Here is a 19679-nt window from a genome sequence, read left to right as displayed (position 1 = left end):
CCATGGCCACGACCGCTGTCTCGACCGAATCCTCCGCCGCCCTGCGCGCGGTCCTGCGCCCCGGCGCCTGGCCAGGCGCCAACGGCGAGGTCGCCTTCGCGCTGTGGGCGCCGGATGCCGAGCGCGTGGAGCTGGTGTTCGGCGACGATCGGCGGCAGCCGCTGCAGGCGGTCGGCGACGGCTACTTCGCCGCCACCCTGGCCTGCGCGCCCGGCACCCGCTACCGCTATGCCATCGACGGCCGCACGCCGGTGCCGGATCCGGCCTCGGGCTGGCAGCCCGACGGTGTGCATGGCCCCAGCGCGGTGCTGGCCACCGACGGCCATGCCTGGCGCCACGGCGACTGGCGCGGCCGGCCCTGGGCCGAGACCGTGTTCTACGAGCTGCACGTGGGCACTTGCGGCGGCTACGCCGGGCTGCGCGCGCAGTTGCCGACGCTGGCCGCGCTCGGCGTGACCGCGATCGAACTGATGCCGCTGGCCGAATTCCCCGGCCGCCACAACTGGGGCTACGACGGCGTGCTGCCGTACGCGCCGGCCTCGGCCTACGGCCATCCGGACGAACTCAAGGCACTGATCGACGAGGCCCACGGCCTGGGCCTGAGCGTGTTCCTGGACGTGGTCTACAACCACTTCGGCCCGGACGGCAATTACCTGGGCCAATACGCCTCGACCTTCTTCCGCGAGGACGCACCGACCCCGTGGGGCGCGGCGATCGATTTCCGCCTGCCGCCGGTGCAGCGCTACTTCATCGACAACGCGCTGATGTGGCTGCACGAGTACCGCTTCGATGGCCTGCGCCTGGATGCGGTGCACGCGATCGTGCCCAACGCCTTCCTCGACACCTTGCGCGAGGCGATCATGGCCAGCGTCGCCGACGGGCGCCATGTGCACCTGGTGCTGGAGAACGAGGCCAACCAGGCCGACGTGCTGGAACGCGGTTACAGCGCGCAGTGGGACGATGACTTCCACAACAGCCTGCACGTGCTGCTGACCGGCGAACACGAGGGCTACTACGCCGGCTTTGCCGACGCGCCGGCGCAGCACCTTGCGCGGGTGCTCGGCGAGGGCTTCGCCTTCCAGGGCCAGGCCGACCACCGCGGGCACGCGCGCGGCGAGCCCAGCGGCCACCTGCCGCCGCACAAGTTCGTGATCTTCGCGCAGAACCACGACCAGATCGGCAACCGCGCGCGTGGCGACCGGCTGATCACCCAGGTGAGCGAATCGGCGCTGCGTGCGGCGCTGGCGCTGACCGCGCTGACCCCGATGATCCCGCTGTTCTTCATGGGCGAGCCGTGGGGCAGCCGCGCCCCGTTCCAGTTCTTCACCGATTTCGCGCCGCCGCTGGACGAGGCGGTGCGCGAGGGCCGGCGCCGCGAGTTCGCGCACTTCGCCGCCTTCGCCGACCCGGAGCAGCGCGCCACCATCCCCGATCCCAACGCGCCGAGCACCTTTCAGGCCTCCATCGCCGACATCAGCGACGCCACCCACGGCGACGGCGCGCGCTGGCGCGACTGGTTCGCGGCGCTGATGGCGCTGCGCCGCCAGCACCTGGTGCCGGCGCTGACCCAGGCCAGCGCGCTGGGCGCGCGCGTCCTCGGTCCGAAGGCGATCGCCGCCGGCTGGCGCCTGGGCGATGGCGAATGGCACGTGGCCGCCAACTTCGGCGACGCACCAGTGGCGCTGGACCTGCCCGGCGACACCGTGCACGCGGAGAACGCCGGCGACGACGCCGCGCAGTTGCCGCCCAACGCCTTCGTCGCGCGCTACCGGCCCGGCAACGCCGCATGAGCGCCCGCTGTCGCGACGCCATCGCGACAGCGTCCCCGGCACGCTGGCCGCCTCGTTCGCTGCCCACCGCCGCGCACGCGCCGTCGGCGCGCGCGGGACCGCGGCGGATACCTCTTCCTCCGCCCTGCTGCCCGGTTCGCCCTGCCCATGACCGACACTTCCCTGCACACCCTGGCCGACGCCGCGGGCCTGCTGGTCGACTGGATCGACGCCAGCGACACGCCGCGTACGGTCGCCGACGACACCCTGCGCCACGTGCTCGGTGCGCTCGACCTGGACGCGCGCGACGCGGCCGCCTGCCGCGACAGCCTGCGCCGGCTGCAGGCCGATGCCGCACTGCCGCCGCTGCTGACCGCCGACGCAGGCGCGCCGGTCGAGGTCGGCGCCGCGGCCGGTGCCGCGTACCAGCTCCAGAGCGAGGATGGCCAGGCACTGCACGGCCACTGCGACGCGCATGGCCGCCTCATCGCGCCCGATGCCGCCGGCTACTGGACCCTGCAGCACGGCGACCGCCGCACCACCCTGGCGGTGGCGCCATCGCGCTGCTACGGCGTCGCCGACGCGGTGGGCGCGGCGCAACCGCGGCGCTGGGGCCTGTCGCTGCAGGTGTATTCGGCGCCGGGCCCCTACGACGCCGGCATCGGCGACGCCGCCGGCACCGCCGCCTGGGCCACGCGCATCGCCGCGGCCGGCGGCGACGCCATCGCGCTGAGCCCGGTGCATGCGGCGCGTCCGGTCGGCGCGCATTACAGCCCGTATTCGCCCAGCGACCGCCGCTTCCTCGATCCGCTGCAGGCAGCGCCGGCGCGCGTGCTGGGCGCCGACGCCGCGCAGCGCGCGCTGGACGCGGCCGGGCTGGCGCCGGCGTTCGCCGAGGCGCAGGCGCGGCCGCTGATCGACTGGCCGGCCTCGGCTGCGCTGAAGTGGCAGTGGCTGCGGCAGTTGCACGCCGACTTCGGCCAGGCCGACGCCGCGCTGCACGCCGACCTGGCCGCGTTCGAACGCGACGGCGGCAGCGCCCTGCACGCGCATGCCGCGTTCGCCGCACAGGACTTCGGCGATGCCGATCCGGGCCTGCACCGGTTCGCGCAGTGGCTGGCCGCACGCAGCTGGGCCGACGTGCAGCGGCAGGCGCGCGCCGACGGCATGGGCATCGGCCTGATCGCCGACCTGGCGGTGGGCTTCGACGCGCACGGCGCCGAGGCCGCGGCGTGGCCGCAGGCGGTGCTGCAGGGGCTGGAACTGGGCGCGCCGCCGGACGCGTTCAACGGCGACGGCCAGGCCTGGGGCATCTGCGGCTATGCGCCGACCGCGCTGCGCGCCACCGGCTTCGCGCCGTTCATCGAGTTGCTGCGCGCGGTAATGCGCGATCGCGGCGGCGTGCGCATCGACCATATCCTCGGCCTGCTGCGGCTGTGGGTGATCCCGCGCGGCGCGCCCTCGTCCACCGGCGTGTATCTGCGCTATCCGCTGCACGACCTGCTGCGCCTGCTGGCGCTGGAGTCCTGGCGGCACCGCGCGATCGTGATCGGCGAGGACCTGGGCGTGGTGCCGGACGGCATCCGCGCGGAACTGTCGCGCCGCGGGGTGATGGGCATCGACGTGCTGCTGTTCACCCGCGACCGCGACGGCGCGTTCCTGCCGCCGGCGCAGTGGCGCCCCGACGCCCTCGCCACCACCACCACCCACGACCTGCCGACCCTGCGCGGCTGGCGCCGCGGCGAGGACATCGACTGGCGCCGGCGCCTGCAGTTGAGCGACGCCGCGCAGCAACACGCCGACCACCAGGCACGCACCGACGACGTCGCGCGCATGGACCAGGCGGTCGCCGCGGCGCTGCCGCCCGCCGAGGCCGCCGATCCGGAACTGGGCGCGCTGCGCTTCGTCGCTGCCACGCCCTCGCCGCTGGCGCTGCTGCCGGCCGAGGACGCGCTGGGCCTGGACCAGCAACCCAACCTGCCCGGCACCGTCGACGGCCATCCGAACTGGCGCCGGCGCCTGCCCGCGCCCGACGCCGCCGCATCCGCCGCCACCCTCGCTACGCGCCTGGACGCATTCGCCCAGACCCGCCAATCCACCGCCACCGCCGCGCAAGGAGCCGACGCATGCGCATGATTCCCCTGCGGGCCACCGCCCGCCTGCAGTTGCATGCCGGTTTCACCCTGCTCGACGCCGCCGCGCAGGTGCCGTATTACGCCGGGCTGGGCATCAGCCACCTGTACCTGTCGCCGATCGGCACCGCGGTGCCCGGTTCCACCCACGGCTACGACGTCACCGACCCGCGCCAGGTCAATCCCGAACTCGGCGGCGAGCCGGCGCTGCTGCACCTGTCCGAGCGCGCGCGCAGCCACGGCATGGGCCTGATCCTGGACATCGTGCCCAACCACATGGCCACCCACCCAAGCAATCCGTGGTGGTGGGACGTGCTCACGCATGGTCGGCGCAGCCGTCATGCCGGCTGGTTCGACATCGACTGGCGCGCGCCCGGGCGCGACGGCAAGCTGTGGTTGCCGGTGCTGGACCGCCCCTATGCGCAGGCGCTGAGCGAAGGCGCGCTGCAACTGCAGGTCGTCGACGACGGCAGCGTCGTCCTGCTGCACCACGACCAGCGCTTCCCGATCCGCCTGGACGGCGCCATCGCCCAGGAACCGGCCAGCGCGCGCCCGGCGTGGGCGGCGCGGCTCAACGACGCCGCGCGGCTGGGCGACGACGCCCTGCACCGGCTGATCGAACGCCAGTGCTATCGCCTGGCCTGGTGGCGGGTCGGCAACGACATGCTCAACTACCGCCGCTTCTTCGACATCACCTCGCTGGCGGCGTTGCGTGTGGAGCAGAACGACGTGTTCGCCGCGGTCCACGAGTTGCCGCTGCGGCTGGTCGCCGAGGGACATCTGGATGGCGTGCGGGTCGACCATGTCGATGGCCTGGCCGACCCCACCGGCTACGTGCAGCGGCTGCGCACGCAACTGGACCGCGCCGGCCGCCGCCGTGGCATTGCCCCGGGCGGCATCGCCCTGTACCTGGAAAAGATCCTGGCGCCGCACGAGCAGTTGCGCAGCGACTGGCCCTGCGATGGCACCACCGGCTACGACTTCATGGACCAGGTCGCCGCGGTGCTGCACGACCCGGCCGGCGCCGAACCGCTGACCGCGCTGTGGCGGCGCTGGAGCGGGCGCAGCGGCGACTTCGGCCAGGAGCAGCGCGCCGCGCGCGACGAGATCCTGCAGGGGTCGCTGCAGGCCGAGTTCGTGCGCACCGTGCAGGCGCTGGGCGCCGCCGCGCACCTGGATCCGCTGACCCGCGAGTTCAGCCCGCAGATGCTGGCGCGCGGGCTGATGGCCTTGCTGCGGCACTTCGAGGTGTACCGCACCTATGCCGGACCCGATGGCCTGGAAGACGACGACGCGGCACGCCTGGCCGAGGCCGCGCAGCGCGCGCGTGCCGGCGCCGAACCGCGGGTGTGCGCGGCGATCGACGCGATCGAACGCTGGAGCCGCGACGGCCGCGGCACCGGCAAGGCGCAGGTGGCGCTGCGGCGGATCGTGCGCCGGCGCCTGGAGCAACTGTCGGCGCCGCTCAACGCCAAGTCGGTGGAGGACACCTCCTTCTACCGCCACGGCGTGCTGCTCTCGCGCAACGAGGTGGGCAGCGAGCCGGACGTGTTCGCGCTGACGCCGGAGGCGTTCCACGCGGCCAACGCCGTGCGCGCGCAGCGCTATCCGCGCGCGCTGCTGGCCACCGCCACCCACGACCACAAGCGCGGCGAAGACGTGCGCATGCGCCTGGCCACGCTCAGCGCGCAGGCGCCGTGGTGGGAGGCGCAGGTGGCGCGGTTCCAGGCGCTGTCGGCCGACCTGCTGCCGGCCGGCAGCGCCGCGCCGCTGCCCGGCGACCTGCTGATGCTGTGGCAGATGCTGGTGGCGGCGTGGCCGCTGGAACTGGCGGTGGACGACGCCGACGGCCTGCGCGACTACGCCGAGCGCATCGGCGCCTGGCAGCTCAAGGCCGCGCGCGAAGCCAAGCTGCGCACCCACTGGACCTGGCCGGACGAGGACTACGAGCGCAATGCGCGTGCCCTGCTCGACGCCGCGCTGCTGCAGCCGGCCGGTGCCGCGCTGCGCGAGGCGCTGGCGCAGGCGGCCGCGGCGCTGGCCCCGGCCGGCGCGCTCAACAGCCTGGTCCAGACCGCCCTGCGCCTGACCCTGCCCGGCGTGCCCGACCTGTACCAGGGCAGCGAAGGCTGGGATCTGTCGCTGGTGGATCCGGACAACCGCCGCCCGGTGGACTACGCGCTGCGCCAGGCCTGGCTGGGCGACGCCACCGCAGCGGACGCGCTGCTGCAGGACTGGCACAGCGGCCACGTCAAGGCCTGGCTGACCGCGCAGCTGCTGCAGCTGCGGCGCGCGCATCCGGCGCTGTTCGCCCACGGCAGCTACACGCCGCTGCAGGCGCAGGGCGCACAGGCGCCGCACGTGCTCGGCTTCGTGCGCGAGCACGAGGGAACCTCGCTGGTGGTAGTGGTGCCGCGGCTGAGTGCGGCCGCGCAGGCGCTGCGCCCGGACGCGCCGCTGCGGCCGCAACTGGACTGGCGTGACACGGTTCTGACACTGCCGCAGGCACAGTATCGTCCGGTGCTGGCCAGTGCTACCGTCGACGCCACGTCGGCCGTTCCGGTGTCGGCCCTGTTCGCCGCATTCCCGATCGCCGTGCTGGTCGCCTCCCCCTGATCCCGCAAGAAGCCATGGACGCAGAAACACGCCAACGCCGCATCCGCCAACTCGCACACGAAATCTGGGAAGCCGAAGGGCGACCCGACGGCCACGCCGCCCGCCACTGGGCCATGGCCGAGCGCCTGGTGGCCGCGGAAGCGGCCGCCGAGGCCGATGACGAAGCGCTGCCACAGCCGGCACCGCGACGCAGCGCCGGCAACGGCAGCACTTCTTCCTAAGGATCCTTCATGCCTGTGCGCAAGCTCACCCGCCGTTCGCGTATCCGCGAGGGCCTGCCGTATCCGCTGGGCGCCACCTGGGACGGCCTGGGGGTGAACTTCGCCCTGTACTCGGCGCACGCCACCAAGGTGGAGCTGTGCCTGTTCGACGATCGCGGCCGCGAGATCGAGCGCATCGTCCTGCCCGAGTACACCGACGAGATCTGGCACGGCTACCTGCCCGACGCGCGCCCGGGCCAGCTCTACGGCTACCGCGTGTACGGCCCGTACGCGCCCGATGCCGGGCATCGCTTCAATCCCAACAAGCTGCTGCTCGATCCTTACGCCAAGCAACTGGTCGGCGAACTGAAATGGGCGCCGGCCCTGTTCGGCTACACCATCGGCCACAAGGATGCCGACCTCAGCTTCGACCGCCGCGACAGCGCCGCCTACATGCCCAAGTGCGCGGTGATCGATCCGGCCTTCACCTGGGGCAAGGACCAGCGCCCGCAGACGCCGTGGGACAGCACGGTGATCTACGAGACCCACCTGCGCGGCACCACCATGCGCCACCCGTCCGTGCCCGAGGCCTGGCGCGGCACCTTCTCCGGGCTGAAGGTGGACGAGGTTGTCGAGCACATCAAGCGCCTGGGCATGACCGCAGTGGAACTGCTGCCGGTGCACGCCTTCGTCGACGACGAATATCTGCTCAAGCAGGGCCTGCGCAATTACTGGGGCTACAACACCATCGGCTTCTTCGCCCCGCACCCGCGCTACATGGCCACGCGCACCGTGTCCGAGTTCAAGCAGATGGTGGCGCGTCTGCACAGCGCCGGGCTGGAAGTGATCCTGGACGTGGTCTACAACCACACCGCCGAAGGCAACGAACTGGGGCCGACGCTGTCGTTCAAGGGCATCGACAACGCCAGCTACTACCGCCTGGCCGAGGACCGCCGCTTCTACATCAACGACACCGGCACCGGGAACACCTTCGACCTCACCAACGCCGGCGCGCTGCGCATGGTCAACGACTCGCTGCGCTACTGGGTGTCGGAGATGCACGTGGACGGGTTCCGCTTCGACCTGGCCACCATCCTCGGCCGCGAGCACCACGGCTTCGATCCCAAGGGCGGCTTCCTCGACGCCTGCCGCCAGGACCCGCTGCTGAGCCAGGTCAAGCTGATCGCCGAGCCGTGGGACGTCGGCCCCGGCGGCTACCAGGTCGGCGGCTTCCCGCCGGGCTGGTCGGAGTGGAACGACAAGTTCCGCGACAACGTGCGCGCGTTCTGGCGCGGCGACGAAGGCCAGCTGGCCGAACTGGCCACACGCCTGACCGGCTCGGCCGACCTGTTCAACCATCGCGGCCGCCGCCCGACCGCCTCGGTCAACTTCGTCACCGCCCACGACGGCTTCACCCTGCACGACCTGGTCAGCTATTCCCACAAGCACAACGAAGCCAACGGCGAGCACAACCGCGACGGCTCGGACAACAACATTTCCGCCAACTACGGCGTGGAAGGCGAGACCGACGACGAGCAGATCAACGCCCTGCGCCTGCGGCAGATGCGCAACATGCTGGCCACCCTGCTGCTGTCGCAGGGCACGCCGATGCTGCTGGCCGGCGACGAGTTCGGCCGCAGCAAGGGCGGCAACAACAACACCTACTGCCAGGACAACGAACTGACCTGGCTGAACTGGGAAACCGGCCCGCGCGCGCACCAGCTCAGCGCCTTCGTCTCGCGCCTGACCCACCTGCGCGCACACTACCCGCTGCTGCACCGCGCACGCTTCTTCGACGGCGCCTACGACGAGGAACTGGGCATCAAGGACGTGACCTGGCTGGCGCCGGACGGCGAGGAAATGACCGAGGCCTCCTGGCACGATCCGCACGCCCGCGCGCTGATGATGCGCCTGGACGGCCGCGCCCCGTCCAGCGGCCTGCGCCAGGCCGCGTCCAACGTGACCCTGCTGATGATCGTCAACGGCGCGGTCGAGGACGTGTCGTTCACCCTGCCGCTGGTCGAAGGCGAACACTGGCGCGTGCTGATCGACACCGCCGAGCGCAACGGCGAACACGGCCTGCCCGGCGGTTCGCAATGGCACGGCCTGGGCCGCTCGCTGACCCTGCTGGCGGCCGAGCGCGACAGCAAGTCCAGCCCGGCGCATCACCGCAATGCGGATGCGCCGACGGCGTGAGCTGATGGGAGTGCCCGGCGATCTGCCGGGCGCTGCGCGTCGCGGATGTAATTGTGAGACGCTCAACCCCGACGGCAGGCTGGCGGACTGCGCCGCTGCCCGGAGCGTATATCAATCAGATGTCGACTCGGCACCAAAAGCCTCTTGCCGCAGGAAGCTTGGATAAAAGCCAGCGATATCAGTCCGCTTGCACAGTGGGTAAAACGGCCCGCAACGCTCCAGCCAAACCCGGTACCTTTGCTTCATCTCGAAGAATCCTTGTAAGCCACGCCTCAAATGCAGCCATTTTCATCTGTTTGAGGTACTGGGCTGCAAAGGCGAGCAGTCCTTTGTTGTCATAGATGGCTAGCAGGCCAGGTAAGTCTTCATTTTCTAATGCGCCACGGATCTTGCAACTAGCGTAAGCAGCAAGCTCTGCAATATTCAGGTTAGCAGTCCGCTTATTGTACTCAGCGACTAGATCGAAGATACTTTTTGGACCAGAGAGATCGATTTGCTTTAGAGCTCTATCGATTCGACGACGGCAGTATCTAACAACAACGTCCTCGATTGCGGCATCCGATTGCAAGGTAGCAAAGATAGCATCTTTCAACCTGGACAACTGCTGATCGATATCCACACCAGAAAAACCCTCATGCTGAGCAATAACACGACTAACTTCAGGCAGAAGAATCAGATTCTCCACTTCAGATACTGGTAGAGGAAATACACCGAGGCTATTCAAGTACTGCACATCATCTACCGTATAGTCATCCGCATCAACAATCCCCGCACAGGTAATACGTGTGAGTTGCGCATTCGCGCGCATCGTGGCCACTGCATGCACGACTTGCTCACACGAGCCTCGAGGAACTACTGTCCATTGCGCATAGCAACAACGATAGATGGCAACATCCAAGCTATTCCCAGTGCCCTCTACAAACAAGATGGGACGACGGCTACCAAGAATTAGAGTCGTCAGTTGCTCACTAAACCCGACGTCATCTGGGACATTTTCTATCTCCCATGCCGGCGTCGAAATATATGACCTTATGAAATATTTTTGAGCAGCCCTAGCTGCAGCAAAGTTCAAATCATGTGTAATAAATATAAATGCGCAGTCGCTACGTGCAGCCTCAATTTCATCCCAGAGATTTGACATAATAGAGGGGTGAACGTGTAATTCAGGCTCATCAATCACAAGGAGAGATGAATCATCTGCAACCAACGCTTGCGCTATAAGATAGAATATGGCGCGCTCCCCATCGCTCATATCCGATGCTGGATATTTTTCAGCCCCCTCAGCTATCGACACCTGAATGTCATCTCCCGAAATATGCAATCGCCTATGAGGAAGGAGGCGCTGCCAGATTTCAGAGAGGGTTTCAAACTTCGTTGCTTGCGCCTCCTTCAACGAGCCTGACCTGTAACTAGTGTGCGTCTTCAAGGTCGTAACAGACTGGTCAGCGAATAGCGCTTGAAGCAAGCTATCAAAGTCATTCAGCATTGCAACTGCGGGCTTCGAATTCTTCCACCGAAATCCCTGTCGATGAGCAATGGATGCGCTCTCAATATCCAATCCATAACGAAGCTTTCTCAAAGCTTCAGCACCACGAATTTTTGGCACAGCTGGATTGAGCTCAAGAGCCCTGTGCGCCGAAATGCGATGGGCTTTTTCGCCGACAGCCTCTTCGATGAATACAGCTAAACGAGTTTTCCCCGAGCCATTCGCACCAATAAAAATCATTGACGAGCCAGGCTCGACAGCTATCGATGCCAAACCCGCTGAACTTGGAATTTCAAAATTAAATGCCATCTAAGACCCCCTATACTGATGCCGATTCAAGAATTTCGCATCTACCTTTGGCCTTCCTATTTACCGGTATATCACTGGATACTTTAGGCAACCATCATCAATGTCAAACGCACTGTGAAAATTTAGCTCATTAGCGAACTAGCATCCATTCGCATGATTTCTGGTGAGATGTAATGATCCGGGCCGCTATTCCAATGCGAAACGCACCTGGCAAATCAAACCCACATGTCAAATAGTTAAATACTACTTTGCACAAAAAAGTGGACAATGGTTAAAGATGAAATCTACCCACCCCGCTCCACATACGGCCGCGACTGCAGGATCACCACCTCGTCGCCGACCACGGCCCACTCGATGTCCTGGTCTGCGCCGCCCAGCGCCTGCTTTGTCATCGCGCCGACCCTGGCCAATCGCGCGATGAGCGCATCGGTCAGCACCTGGCGGGTGCCGGTGATGGGGACCTCGCGCACGCCACCGGCGGCGTTGGCCACGAGCTGGGTGTCCTCGGCCGAACGGCTCAGCACCTGCACCGCCTTGGACCAGCTCGAATACATCACCTGTTCGGCCTGGCGCTTGCCCTCGACCACGCGGATACCGAGGCCGCGCTTGGCCGAAATGTAGGTGACATGGCGGCGTGCGGCATCGAAGGGGTCACGGGTAATCATCACCCCGGAGCTGTCGGACGGGGCAGCCAACTGCACCAGCACCGCCATGGCCACCGCGTCCTGCGGCAGGCCAGCGGCGGCGCGCGCTTCGTAGGCCTCGAAGTTGTACACCGACGCCCACACCGTCTGCACCGCCTTGGCCAATGCATCGGCGCGGGTGACGTTGGGCACGGTGGTGTACAGGCCGGCGCCGCTGAAGCCGGGCAGATCCTCGGAGTTGGACGAGCTGCGCACGAACACACCGGCACCATGCAGTTGTTCGCGCCACTGCGCCTCCAGCGCACGCACGAAGGCGGGATCGGGCGCGGCGTCGGCGATCTCGGCACGCAGGGTCGCCAGCGCGGCGCGGCGCACGTCGGCGTCGGTGGCGAAGCCCGGACGGCGCTGCAGGTCGCGCAGGCGCTGATCGACCTGCAGGCGTTGCAGCGTCGACTGATAGAACGCGAACGGGATGCAGAAGCCGTCCGGCACGCGCGCGGCGGGCGGCAACACCGCCTTCAACGTGCCGAGATTGGCCGCCTTGGTCCCGCAGGCGCGGCTGTCGCGGGCGCGCAGCGCCGCCAGCGGTTTGAGCGCGTCCACGCTCAGGTCCGGACGTGGCAGCGCGCGTGACGCCGCGCGCGGGGCCGTGGATGACATGGCTGCCGGCGGGCCTGCAAGCGGCGTCACCCGGTAGTCGTTGTGGGTGACGTCCAGTTGCACCCAGCGGCCGTCGTACTGGCGCAGCGCCGCCTGCGCATCGCGCACGTACACGTTGGGAATGCCCCAGCCCTTGGCCAGCAGGTTGACGTGCGACAGCAGCGTAGACGGGCGCTGCGTGACCAGGCCGGCGACCGGCGCCAACGCGATCGGCACCTCGTCCAGGACGGGGATGTCGCGCGGCGACAGCGTACGGAACTGCGCCTCCGAGCGCACGATGCGCAGCCGCCCCTCCGCATGGCCGGTGTTCAACGGCAGGAAGCGCTGCTCGCGCAGCAGCGCCTCCTGGGTCACGAAGGCCAACCCGGCTGACTTGGCCACCTGTTCGTGCAGCGTGGAGTTGGTCTTGAACCGCAGCGTGTCGTAGAACGAGGCGCGCAAGGCGGCGTCGGTCTGCTGCAACAAGGGCGCGGTGAGAAGGTCGCCCTCCCAGAACTCGTAGGTGTAGCCCGGCAGATCCTGCTGCCAACTCAGGGTGCCGAACAAGAAACGCCGCTGCGGATCGCGGTACTGCGCCTTCAGCGCCGCCTTGCCTATGCGCGGCGCCAGGCGCTGGCGCACGAACTGCTCGTGCAGCGCGAAACGCGGGGTGTTGAGGTAATAAACACGCCCGCCCTGCTGCCGGTCGATCACGAACAGCAGATGCGGCAGTTCCAGCGCGGTGCCGGCGTTGTAGACCCGCGCGAGCTGCAGGAACTGCGCGCGGCTGTCCAGGCGCGGCAGGGAATCGGGTCCGGTCGCCGGCTGCGTCGCGGCGTCGCCGCCTTCGCGTTGCTCGTAGGCCGAGGGCTTGCGCGCGGTCTGCGCCATTGCGGACGATGCGCACCACAGCGACACGATGAAGAGAACCCACACCGAGAGGTGGGGCCAGACAAACGGCGGACGGGCTCGATCCATGATGCCGGTTCGGGAGGGCGACGAGCGCGGATCATACGCCAGCGTCTGCACCTTGGCTGCGCGGCTAGGCGCTTGGTGGCGGCATCAGCGTTGGCAGGGCGGCAGAAGCGCAGCGGCGCTCGTTTGCCAGCGGACCGTCCTTCGGTATCGTTGGCCGACAGGGCGTTGTTGCAGTCGAATGCGGCCTGCCGCACGCACTGCTTCGCGACCTGGCGCATCTCGCCCCCAAAGGAGTCCGCATGCCGCTGTATCCCCTGTTCGCCGACCTGGCCGGGCGCCGTGTGCTGGTGGTGGGCGGCGGCGAGGTGGCGATGCGCAAGATGGAGGCGCTGCTGCACGCCGGCGCCGACGTGCTGGTCTATGCGCATGCGCTCAACCCCACGGTGGCGCAGTGGCTGGCGCAGGGCCGCCTGCAGCGCGCCGATGGCGCCTTCAACCCGCAGTGGCTGGACGCCGCCTGGCTGGTGGTGGCGGCCACCGACGACGACGCGTTCAACCGGCAATTGGCCGAACAGGCCGGGGCGCGGCGCAAGTGGGTCAACGTGGTCGACGATGCCGCGCTGTCGACGTTCCAGGTGCCGGCGATCATCGACCGCGACCCGCTGCTGATCGCGATCTCCTCCAGCGGCGCGGCGCCGATGCTGGCGCGGCGCCTGCGCGAGCGCTGGGAAACCGAACTGGACCATTCCTATGCCGAGCTGGCGCAGTTGTTCGCGCGCCACCGCGCCGCAATCCGCGCGCGTCTGCCGGACCTGCCGCAGCGCCGGCGCTGGTTCGAACAGGTACTGGAGGGACCGGTGCAGACGCTGCTGCAGAGCGGCCAATGCGATGCCGCCGAGCAAGCCTTCGCCGACAGCCTGCATCGCAGCGACGAGGCACCTCGGCAAGGCAGCGTGTGGCTGGTCGGCACCGGCAGCGGCGACCCCGGCGCGCTGACCCTGAAGGCGCTGCGCGCGCTCAACCAGGCCGACCTGTTGCTGTGCGGTGCGCAGGTCAGCGCGGCGGTGCTGAGCCTGGCGCGCCGCGATGCCAGCCGCCAGCCGCTGCCGGACGATCCGGCCGCCCATCTGGCGCTGCTGATCGAACAGGCGCAGGCCGGGCAGCGCGTGGTCAGCCTGCTGCCGGGCGATGCGTTCCGGCAGCCGCCGCACGCGGCGCTGGCGGCGCAGTTGGCCGCCGCTGGGATCGCCTGCGAGGTGGTGCCTGGGGTGGCATTGGATTGAGGCATGGCAGCGTAGCTGGCGCACTTGGCGAAGACCGTCGCACGGCGCAGACTCTGCACACCGCGGCGGCAGCTCGGCGTTCCCCATGTCAGGCAGCACTAGAGATCCGTGAACCGACTACTTCCCGCGCTGGGCTTCCTGCTTCTCTTGACCGGGTGCGATCAGGCCCGGGAGCGCTGTCGTAAGGTTAAGCCTGGAATGACCCTTTCCCAGGTGACCGCGGCGATGGGTAAGCCTAGAGATTCTTTCCTGCTTGGAGACCCCCCTGCCGGCATTATGCTGATCTATGGCCCAAAGACCCGCGACAGATGGCCGCAAGAAGCCAACGGCCCGATAGCCATCGAGATGCAGGACGCACCATCACGTGACCCAGCTGACAGGATCGTGGTGGAGACATATTGTCGCGCCAACTGACACGCGACCCAACAATCGTTCAAGCAGAAATGAACCGCTACGCCAGCCACATGGCAGCACGAGCTTACAAGTTGTCCGCCTACACGCTGCAATTCGGTCTGACTTAGATGCTAGGCCTCATGCGAATCTTTATAGTAAGCATTGAAGCAATTCTCGACCAAGAGTTGGCACGAATTACTCAAAATATCACGTCGTTCGCATTAAATAACTGCTTGTTCCCGCACGCTCAGAGCCGGCTGACTGGGACCACGTCGCCCCGGGTCAGAGCTATCCTTTTGAATCGTTGCCCATGACCCAGCGGAGCCCGGTGCCGCCTACAATTCGTCGATTCCGATGCCGCCTCGCTGCGCGGCTGACTTAAATTATCAGGCGAAATTGGAGAAAGCACGGCAATTTGCTCGCTGGAGACACCGTTTGAAATCGGTGGCGACCCTGGAGTGGCGGAGATGATTCGCGTGCGGCTCGCGCATAACTATGCGCATGCCTCTCTACTCCTCAGCATGTGGGCTGATGCCGAGGACCATGACGTAGATGAGCACGAACTTCGAGGAAATCTATTGACAGACACCGCACAACACATCGCCAATAGCATGGCAAAGAGTAATGAGCAGGATTCTCGGGCGACCCTTGCTCAAATGAAGCTATGTTTCCTAGAAAACATGGCCTACGAAAAAATATCTCTGACGGCTATACTGACTAACAGGTCATGTAACTATTCGTTCGAATCTATACCGCTTCGCGGCATGGTTAAATCAGGCATTAGCGTGCAAAGATGACTCCCCGCACATCGAAGGTAGAAGCCATCGCATCCCATCTTCTTGACGGCTACCTGTTGCTTCGCGAAAAGGTGGCACTGCTAGAGCCCATGCTATTTGATCAAAATGTGGTGACTCGTCACGGCCAGGGCTTCGCCGGACGCGGCTTCAACACACTGAGGCACACACTGTTCCTAAGTTGCGTTCAAGACATTGCTAAAATATGCAAAGACGCCGATGCACGTTCCCCAAGCATTTATAACGTCGTGCGCACACTGCGAGATGGAGCCATTTGCAAAGAACTTCGCAATAATTTCTCTGTTTGGGCACCACCGCCGGCCGAGCCAGAAACGGATCCTCTTATTCTGGAGGCATTGCATCGCATCAACCTAAGCGAACAGGCCCAGCGCAAGGAGCAATTCGATGAGCTCCACGTTGAACTGGAATCACGGTGGGAAGAGCTGAACCAGTCCGCCGTCCTTGGTGCGTTCCGCCAAGTACGCGACAGGGTCACTGCTCACAGCCGAGATCCGACAGGTTGCAGACCAGTACGCGCCTGTGGATATCAGTTCACTCGGTATCAGGTGGAACCAGATTGGAGAGACCGCCAGGAGAATGGAGCGTCTAGTGGAGCTATGCGGGCTTCTCGTTCGAAACGCGAGCTTTGCCTGGGAAGCACTAGATTTCCAACTCTCCCGAACTTCTTCTGGCTTCTGGCTGGCCGAAACGGGTGCACGCTAATAATTCGTCCAAGCCGAAGCCGCTTCGCAGCGCTGCTTAGTTCGAGTGTTCGCTCGCAACGGATCGATAGGTCGATCAAGCGACACTGGTTCGTCACAGCTAGCGAGCGGCACTCGCTTGCCGAAGTGCGCAGGCACCGTATCTTCTCCATCGACAGCCCTCATCGTGGCGGCATCGCTCCCAGAACAAACACACAATCAGTCCTCGCGCACGTCCACCATATAGAACAGCTTAAGCGGGCAATCGAAATATCCGCACCTACTCTAGTTCGCGATCAGCCATTCGCGATCGACGGCATACCTGGCGTAACGAGGGCGCGAGGCATCGGAAAGCATGGAGTAGATCAAGCCGGCCTTTTAGCCACTGATCTCAGCAGCGCATGGGGAACTCGCGGCGCAGGATCCGGCTTCTCTCCAGATCCCGCGAGTAGTCCGCGATCTTCTGCTTGCCGGTCGATCGATACCTCGTTCGCCACGGCGCGGTCCATCCTGCGCATCGCGCATTCAGCTACCGCTGCCGGTATCGCGTAAGCGCAGCGTCGTCGACGAGGCCACGCAACGTGGATTAGGGATTAGGCCGGCAGCGGCGGCACCGGTTCGTCGGCTGCGCGGTCGCGCTTCGCCGTCACCAGGTGCTTGCGCATCCCCACCCACAACGCCAGCGACAGCAGCGAGATGCCGCCCAGCAGCAGGAACGCGGCGCGATAGCCGAATCCCTGTGCGATCCAGCCGCCCAGTGCCGGGCTCAGCGCCGCGCCGACGCCCTGCATCGTCATCACCGCGCCCTGCCCGACGTTGACCCGGCCGGTGCCCTGCAGCAGGTGCGCCACCAGCGCCGGCACCGCCACGCTCTGCAGGCCCGCGCCGACGCCGTCGAGGATCTGCACCGGGAACACGCCCCAGGTGTGGATGAAGCTGGCGGCGATCAGCCCGCGCAGCGGCAGCGCCAGGAAGGTCAGCAGCAGCACCCACCAGTGCCCGCGCACGCGGATCAGCCGCATCGCCAACAGCGAGGCCAGCACCATGGTGGCCTGGGCGACGATGATGGTGGTGGCGGTCAGCGCGTTCGGGTCGCCCTGGTGCGCGGCCACCACGGCCATGCCGTACAGCGGCAGCATTGCCGCATTGCCGAGGTGGAACAGCGCCAGCGCCGCGGCCAGCACCAGCAACGGCTTGCAGGTCAGCAGCACCGACCAGCCGCTGACGTGGGCGCCGTTGTCGTCCTCTGACTCGGCCATGCCGCGGGCGGCGCGGTGATCGATCGCATCGCGCGGGATCATCAACACCGAGACGATGGCCAGCACGCCGAAGCAGCCGGTCAGCACGAACACCGCGCCGAAACCGAATTTCCAGCCGAGCACACCGGCCAGTGCCGCGGCCACCACGTTACCGGCGTGGCTGCCGACCTGATTGCGCGCGATCTGGTGATCAAAGCCGGCCTGCCGCACCAGGCCCAGGGTGATGCCGGACAGCGCCGGCCCCAGCGCGGCGGCGGCGAGCGCGGTCATCACCTGCGCGGCGATGACGCCCGGCAGGGTCGGCGACCACCACAGCAGCGCCGAGGCCAGCAGGATCATGCTGCAGCCGACCACCACGATGCTGCGCTTGCGCTTGGTCGCATCGACCAGCGCACCGCCTGGCGTGGTGGCGAGCATGCCGACGATGCCGCCGGCGGTCATCACCGAGCCGATCGCGCCCAGCGACCAGCCCTTGGATTGCAGGAACACGCTCAGGAACGGGCCGAGCCCGTCCTGCACGTCGGCCATGGTGAAGTTGAGCGCTTCCAGCGCGCGCGTGCCGCGGGGACGCTGGCGCTTCCCGGCGCCGCTCATGCGCGCACCGCCGACGAGCGCGGCGACAGGGACAGGAAAACGTGGTGCTGCGCAGGCGCGACGGGCGGCATGACGGTGTCCTGGAGGAGCGGTGGGAACACAGCCGCGGCGGTGGCCAGGGGGCGCACCGCCGCGACGACGCGGCACTTAGTGGGACTTCGGCTTGGGCTTCGGTTTCGCCTTCGGCCCATGCTTCGGCGCAGCATCATCCGCATGCGCCTGCAACGGCTTGTGATGAGGCTTGGGCGGCTTCGGTTTCGGCGGCAACGGCTGCAGCGTCGCCGCGCTGGCGCCCAGCGCCTGCGCATGCAGCACCCGGCCATGCGCGGACTCAAGCAGTTCGCCCTTCGCCGCCAACGACTTGCCGGCGGCCAGCCAGCGCGCCGATTCCGGCACCGCGTGGGGCGGGAAGCGCACGATCAGCCCGTCCTCCAGCAGCGCGCCATGCACCTGCCCGTGCGGGCCGTGCAGCAGCCGCGCGATGGTGCCGGTGTGGTGCACCGCGTCCTGCGCGGACGTGGGCTTGGCCGGCGGCTTGGGCTTGGGCTGATGCGGCGCGGCATGCGGGCCTTCGTCGACGATGCGCTCGGCGCCGTCGGGATCCACCGCCAGCGCCACCAGCACATCGGCGCCGCGCGGCTTGAGTCCGCGCACGCCGAGGCCGGCGCCCGGACGCAGCGCCTTCAGCAGTTGCGCCGACAGGTGCGGCGGGGTGTGCACTTCGGTGCCGTCGTCGAATAGCAGGCCGTCGACGTCGGCCTTGGGGTTGAGCAGGAAGCGCGCGAGCGTGCCACGGGTTTCCGGCAGGGAATCGGGATCGACCCAATGCATTGCATTCTCCAGACGAACAAGGGGGATGCCGGCGGGGGCCGGCGGCGCCCGCCGCGAACGGCGGGCGCAGGGGTCAGGCGCTTTGCAGCAGCGCCCGGATCAACGCGGAGCCGGCGGCGGCGGGGTGGCCGGCGCACCCGGTGCGCCCGGCTGGGCCGGCGGCGGCGGGGCGGCCGGCGGCGCAGGCGGGGCCGGCGGCGCGAACACTGCCTGCAGCGAATTGCGATCGCGGCCGACCTGGGTGGCCTCCACCGAGCGGCCGACCTGGGTCAGCACGCCGAAGCCGTTGACGCTCAGGCGCGCGCCGGGCCGCAGCAGTTCGCTGTACTGCTGGGCGGCCGGCGGCGGCATGCGCACCACGGTGCCGTCGCTGAGCAGCACGCCGGCGGTGTCGCCGCGCGGGCCGTAGACCAGACGCTCGATGCGGCCATCGGCCTGCAGCGGGGTCAGGGACGGCGGCGCCGGAGGGGCCGGCGGCGGCGTCATCGGGTTCGGCGGACGGTCGACCACCTGCTTGCCGCTGCGACGTGCGGTGATGCTGCTGGCCTGCAGGAGCGGCAGGCTGCCCAGGCGATATCCCTGCACCGACACCGCATCGCCGCGGCGCACCGCGGCCTGCAGGTCGGCCGACAGGTGCGGCGGGAAGCTGACCTGGGTGCCGTCCATCAGCCACAGGCCATCGACGTCGCCATTGGGGTTGAGGATGAACCGCTCGACGGTGCCGTCCACGCGCACCGGCGTGGCGGCGACGGACGCCGCGGGCGGCGGCGGCGGAGCCGGAACGCTGCCGGGCGCCGGCGGAGCGGGAGGTGCGGGGGGCGCCGGCACCTGCGCGGTGGCAGCGGCAGCGGCGGTGGCCAGCACCAGGGACAGAGCGAGTGCGCTACGACGGATCATGGGAGTTCCTCCTGAGCG

The 19679-nt window shown here is 67.7% G+C and carries 13 protein-coding genes; 8 read left to right on the top strand and 5 right to left on the bottom strand.

Annotated features, from left to right (window positions below):
* Positions 1-2 precede the first annotated feature (2 nt).
* The 5 genes from treZ (at position 3) to glgX (ending at position 8913) form a co-directional block, all read left to right on the top strand.
* Positions 3-1790: a malto-oligosyltrehalose trehalohydrolase gene (treZ, locus tag AC1PK7_RS03760; protein WP_481099933.1), complete on the top strand. Its 1788-nt coding sequence runs from the start codon at positions 3-5 to the stop codon at positions 1788-1790.
* Positions 1791-1937: 147 nt separating this feature from the next.
* Positions 1938-3905, top strand: coding sequence for a 4-alpha-glucanotransferase (gene malQ / locus AC1PK7_RS03755; RefSeq protein WP_481099932.1), 1968 nt, complete (start codon positions 1938-1940; stop codon positions 3903-3905).
* The gene (gene treY, locus AC1PK7_RS03750; RefSeq protein ID WP_481100834.1) at positions 3902-6517 is read left to right on the top strand and encodes a malto-oligosyltrehalose synthase; all 2616 of its coding nucleotides are present in this window, start codon (positions 3902-3904) and stop codon (positions 6515-6517) included. The genes malQ and treY overlap by 4 nt, the downstream gene beginning before the upstream one ends.
* Positions 6518-6531: 14 nt before the next feature.
* Entirely contained in the window at positions 6532-6738 is a 207-nt protein-coding gene (locus AC1PK7_RS03745; RefSeq protein WP_481099931.1) for a DUF2934 domain-containing protein, read from the top strand.
* Between the two features lie 9 nt (positions 6739-6747).
* Positions 6748-8913 (top strand): glycogen debranching protein GlgX, encoded by a 2166-nt coding sequence (glgX, locus tag AC1PK7_RS03740; RefSeq protein WP_481099930.1) that lies wholly within the window; start codon positions 6748-6750, stop codon positions 8911-8913.
* Between the two features lie 178 nt (positions 8914-9091).
* Here glgX and AC1PK7_RS03735 read toward each other — a convergent pair whose 3' ends face one another.
* Positions 9092-10708 (bottom strand): AAA family ATPase, encoded by a 1617-nt coding sequence (locus tag AC1PK7_RS03735; protein WP_481099929.1) that lies wholly within the window; start codon positions 10706-10708, stop codon positions 9092-9094.
* A 284-nt stretch (positions 10709-10992) separates the two neighbouring features.
* The gene (locus AC1PK7_RS03730; RefSeq protein WP_481099928.1) at positions 10993-12882 is read right to left on the bottom strand and encodes a PEP/pyruvate-binding domain-containing protein; all 1890 of its coding nucleotides are present in this window, start codon (positions 12880-12882) and stop codon (positions 10993-10995) included.
* Between the two features lie 326 nt (positions 12883-13208).
* Between AC1PK7_RS03730 and AC1PK7_RS03725 the strand changes: the two genes are divergently transcribed.
* From AC1PK7_RS03725 to AC1PK7_RS03715, 3 genes are all read left to right on the top strand, one after another.
* A complete protein-coding gene (locus AC1PK7_RS03725) occupies positions 13209-14192 on the top strand; it encodes an NAD(P)-dependent oxidoreductase (RefSeq protein WP_481099927.1) in 984 nt (327 codons plus the stop codon).
* An 860-nt stretch (positions 14193-15052) separates the two neighbouring features.
* Complete coding sequence (locus tag AC1PK7_RS03720) at positions 15053-15382, top strand: DUF5076 domain-containing protein (protein ID WP_481099926.1); 330 nt, start codon at positions 15053-15055, stop codon at positions 15380-15382.
* On the top strand, positions 15379-16632 hold the full coding sequence (locus tag AC1PK7_RS03715; protein WP_481099925.1) for an AbiU2 domain-containing protein: 1254 nt from the start codon (positions 15379-15381) through the stop codon (positions 16630-16632). Before AC1PK7_RS03720 ends, AC1PK7_RS03715 begins: the two co-directional genes overlap by 4 nt.
* A gap of 41 nt (positions 16633-16673) precedes the next feature.
* Here AC1PK7_RS03715 and AC1PK7_RS03710 read toward each other — a convergent pair whose 3' ends face one another.
* The 3 genes from AC1PK7_RS03710 to AC1PK7_RS03700 all read right to left on the bottom strand — a co-directional run bounded on the left by AC1PK7_RS03710 (position 16674) and on the right by AC1PK7_RS03700 (position 19661).
* The gene (locus AC1PK7_RS03710) at positions 16674-17933 is read right to left on the bottom strand and encodes an MFS transporter (RefSeq protein ID WP_481099924.1); all 1260 of its coding nucleotides are present in this window, start codon (positions 17931-17933) and stop codon (positions 16674-16676) included.
* A gap of 147 nt (positions 17934-18080) precedes the next feature.
* Positions 18081-18764 (bottom strand): hypothetical protein, encoded by a 684-nt coding sequence (locus AC1PK7_RS03705; RefSeq protein WP_481099923.1) that lies wholly within the window; start codon positions 18762-18764, stop codon positions 18081-18083.
* Positions 18765-18863: 99 nt separating this feature from the next.
* The gene (locus AC1PK7_RS03700; RefSeq protein ID WP_481099922.1) at positions 18864-19661 is read right to left on the bottom strand and encodes a hypothetical protein; all 798 of its coding nucleotides are present in this window, start codon (positions 19659-19661) and stop codon (positions 18864-18866) included.
* Positions 19662-19679: the final 18 nt, after the last annotated feature.

Source organism: Xanthomonas sp. NCPPB 3174 (assembly GCF_056725205.1).
This window is presented reverse-complemented; position numbering and strand designations above follow the sequence as displayed.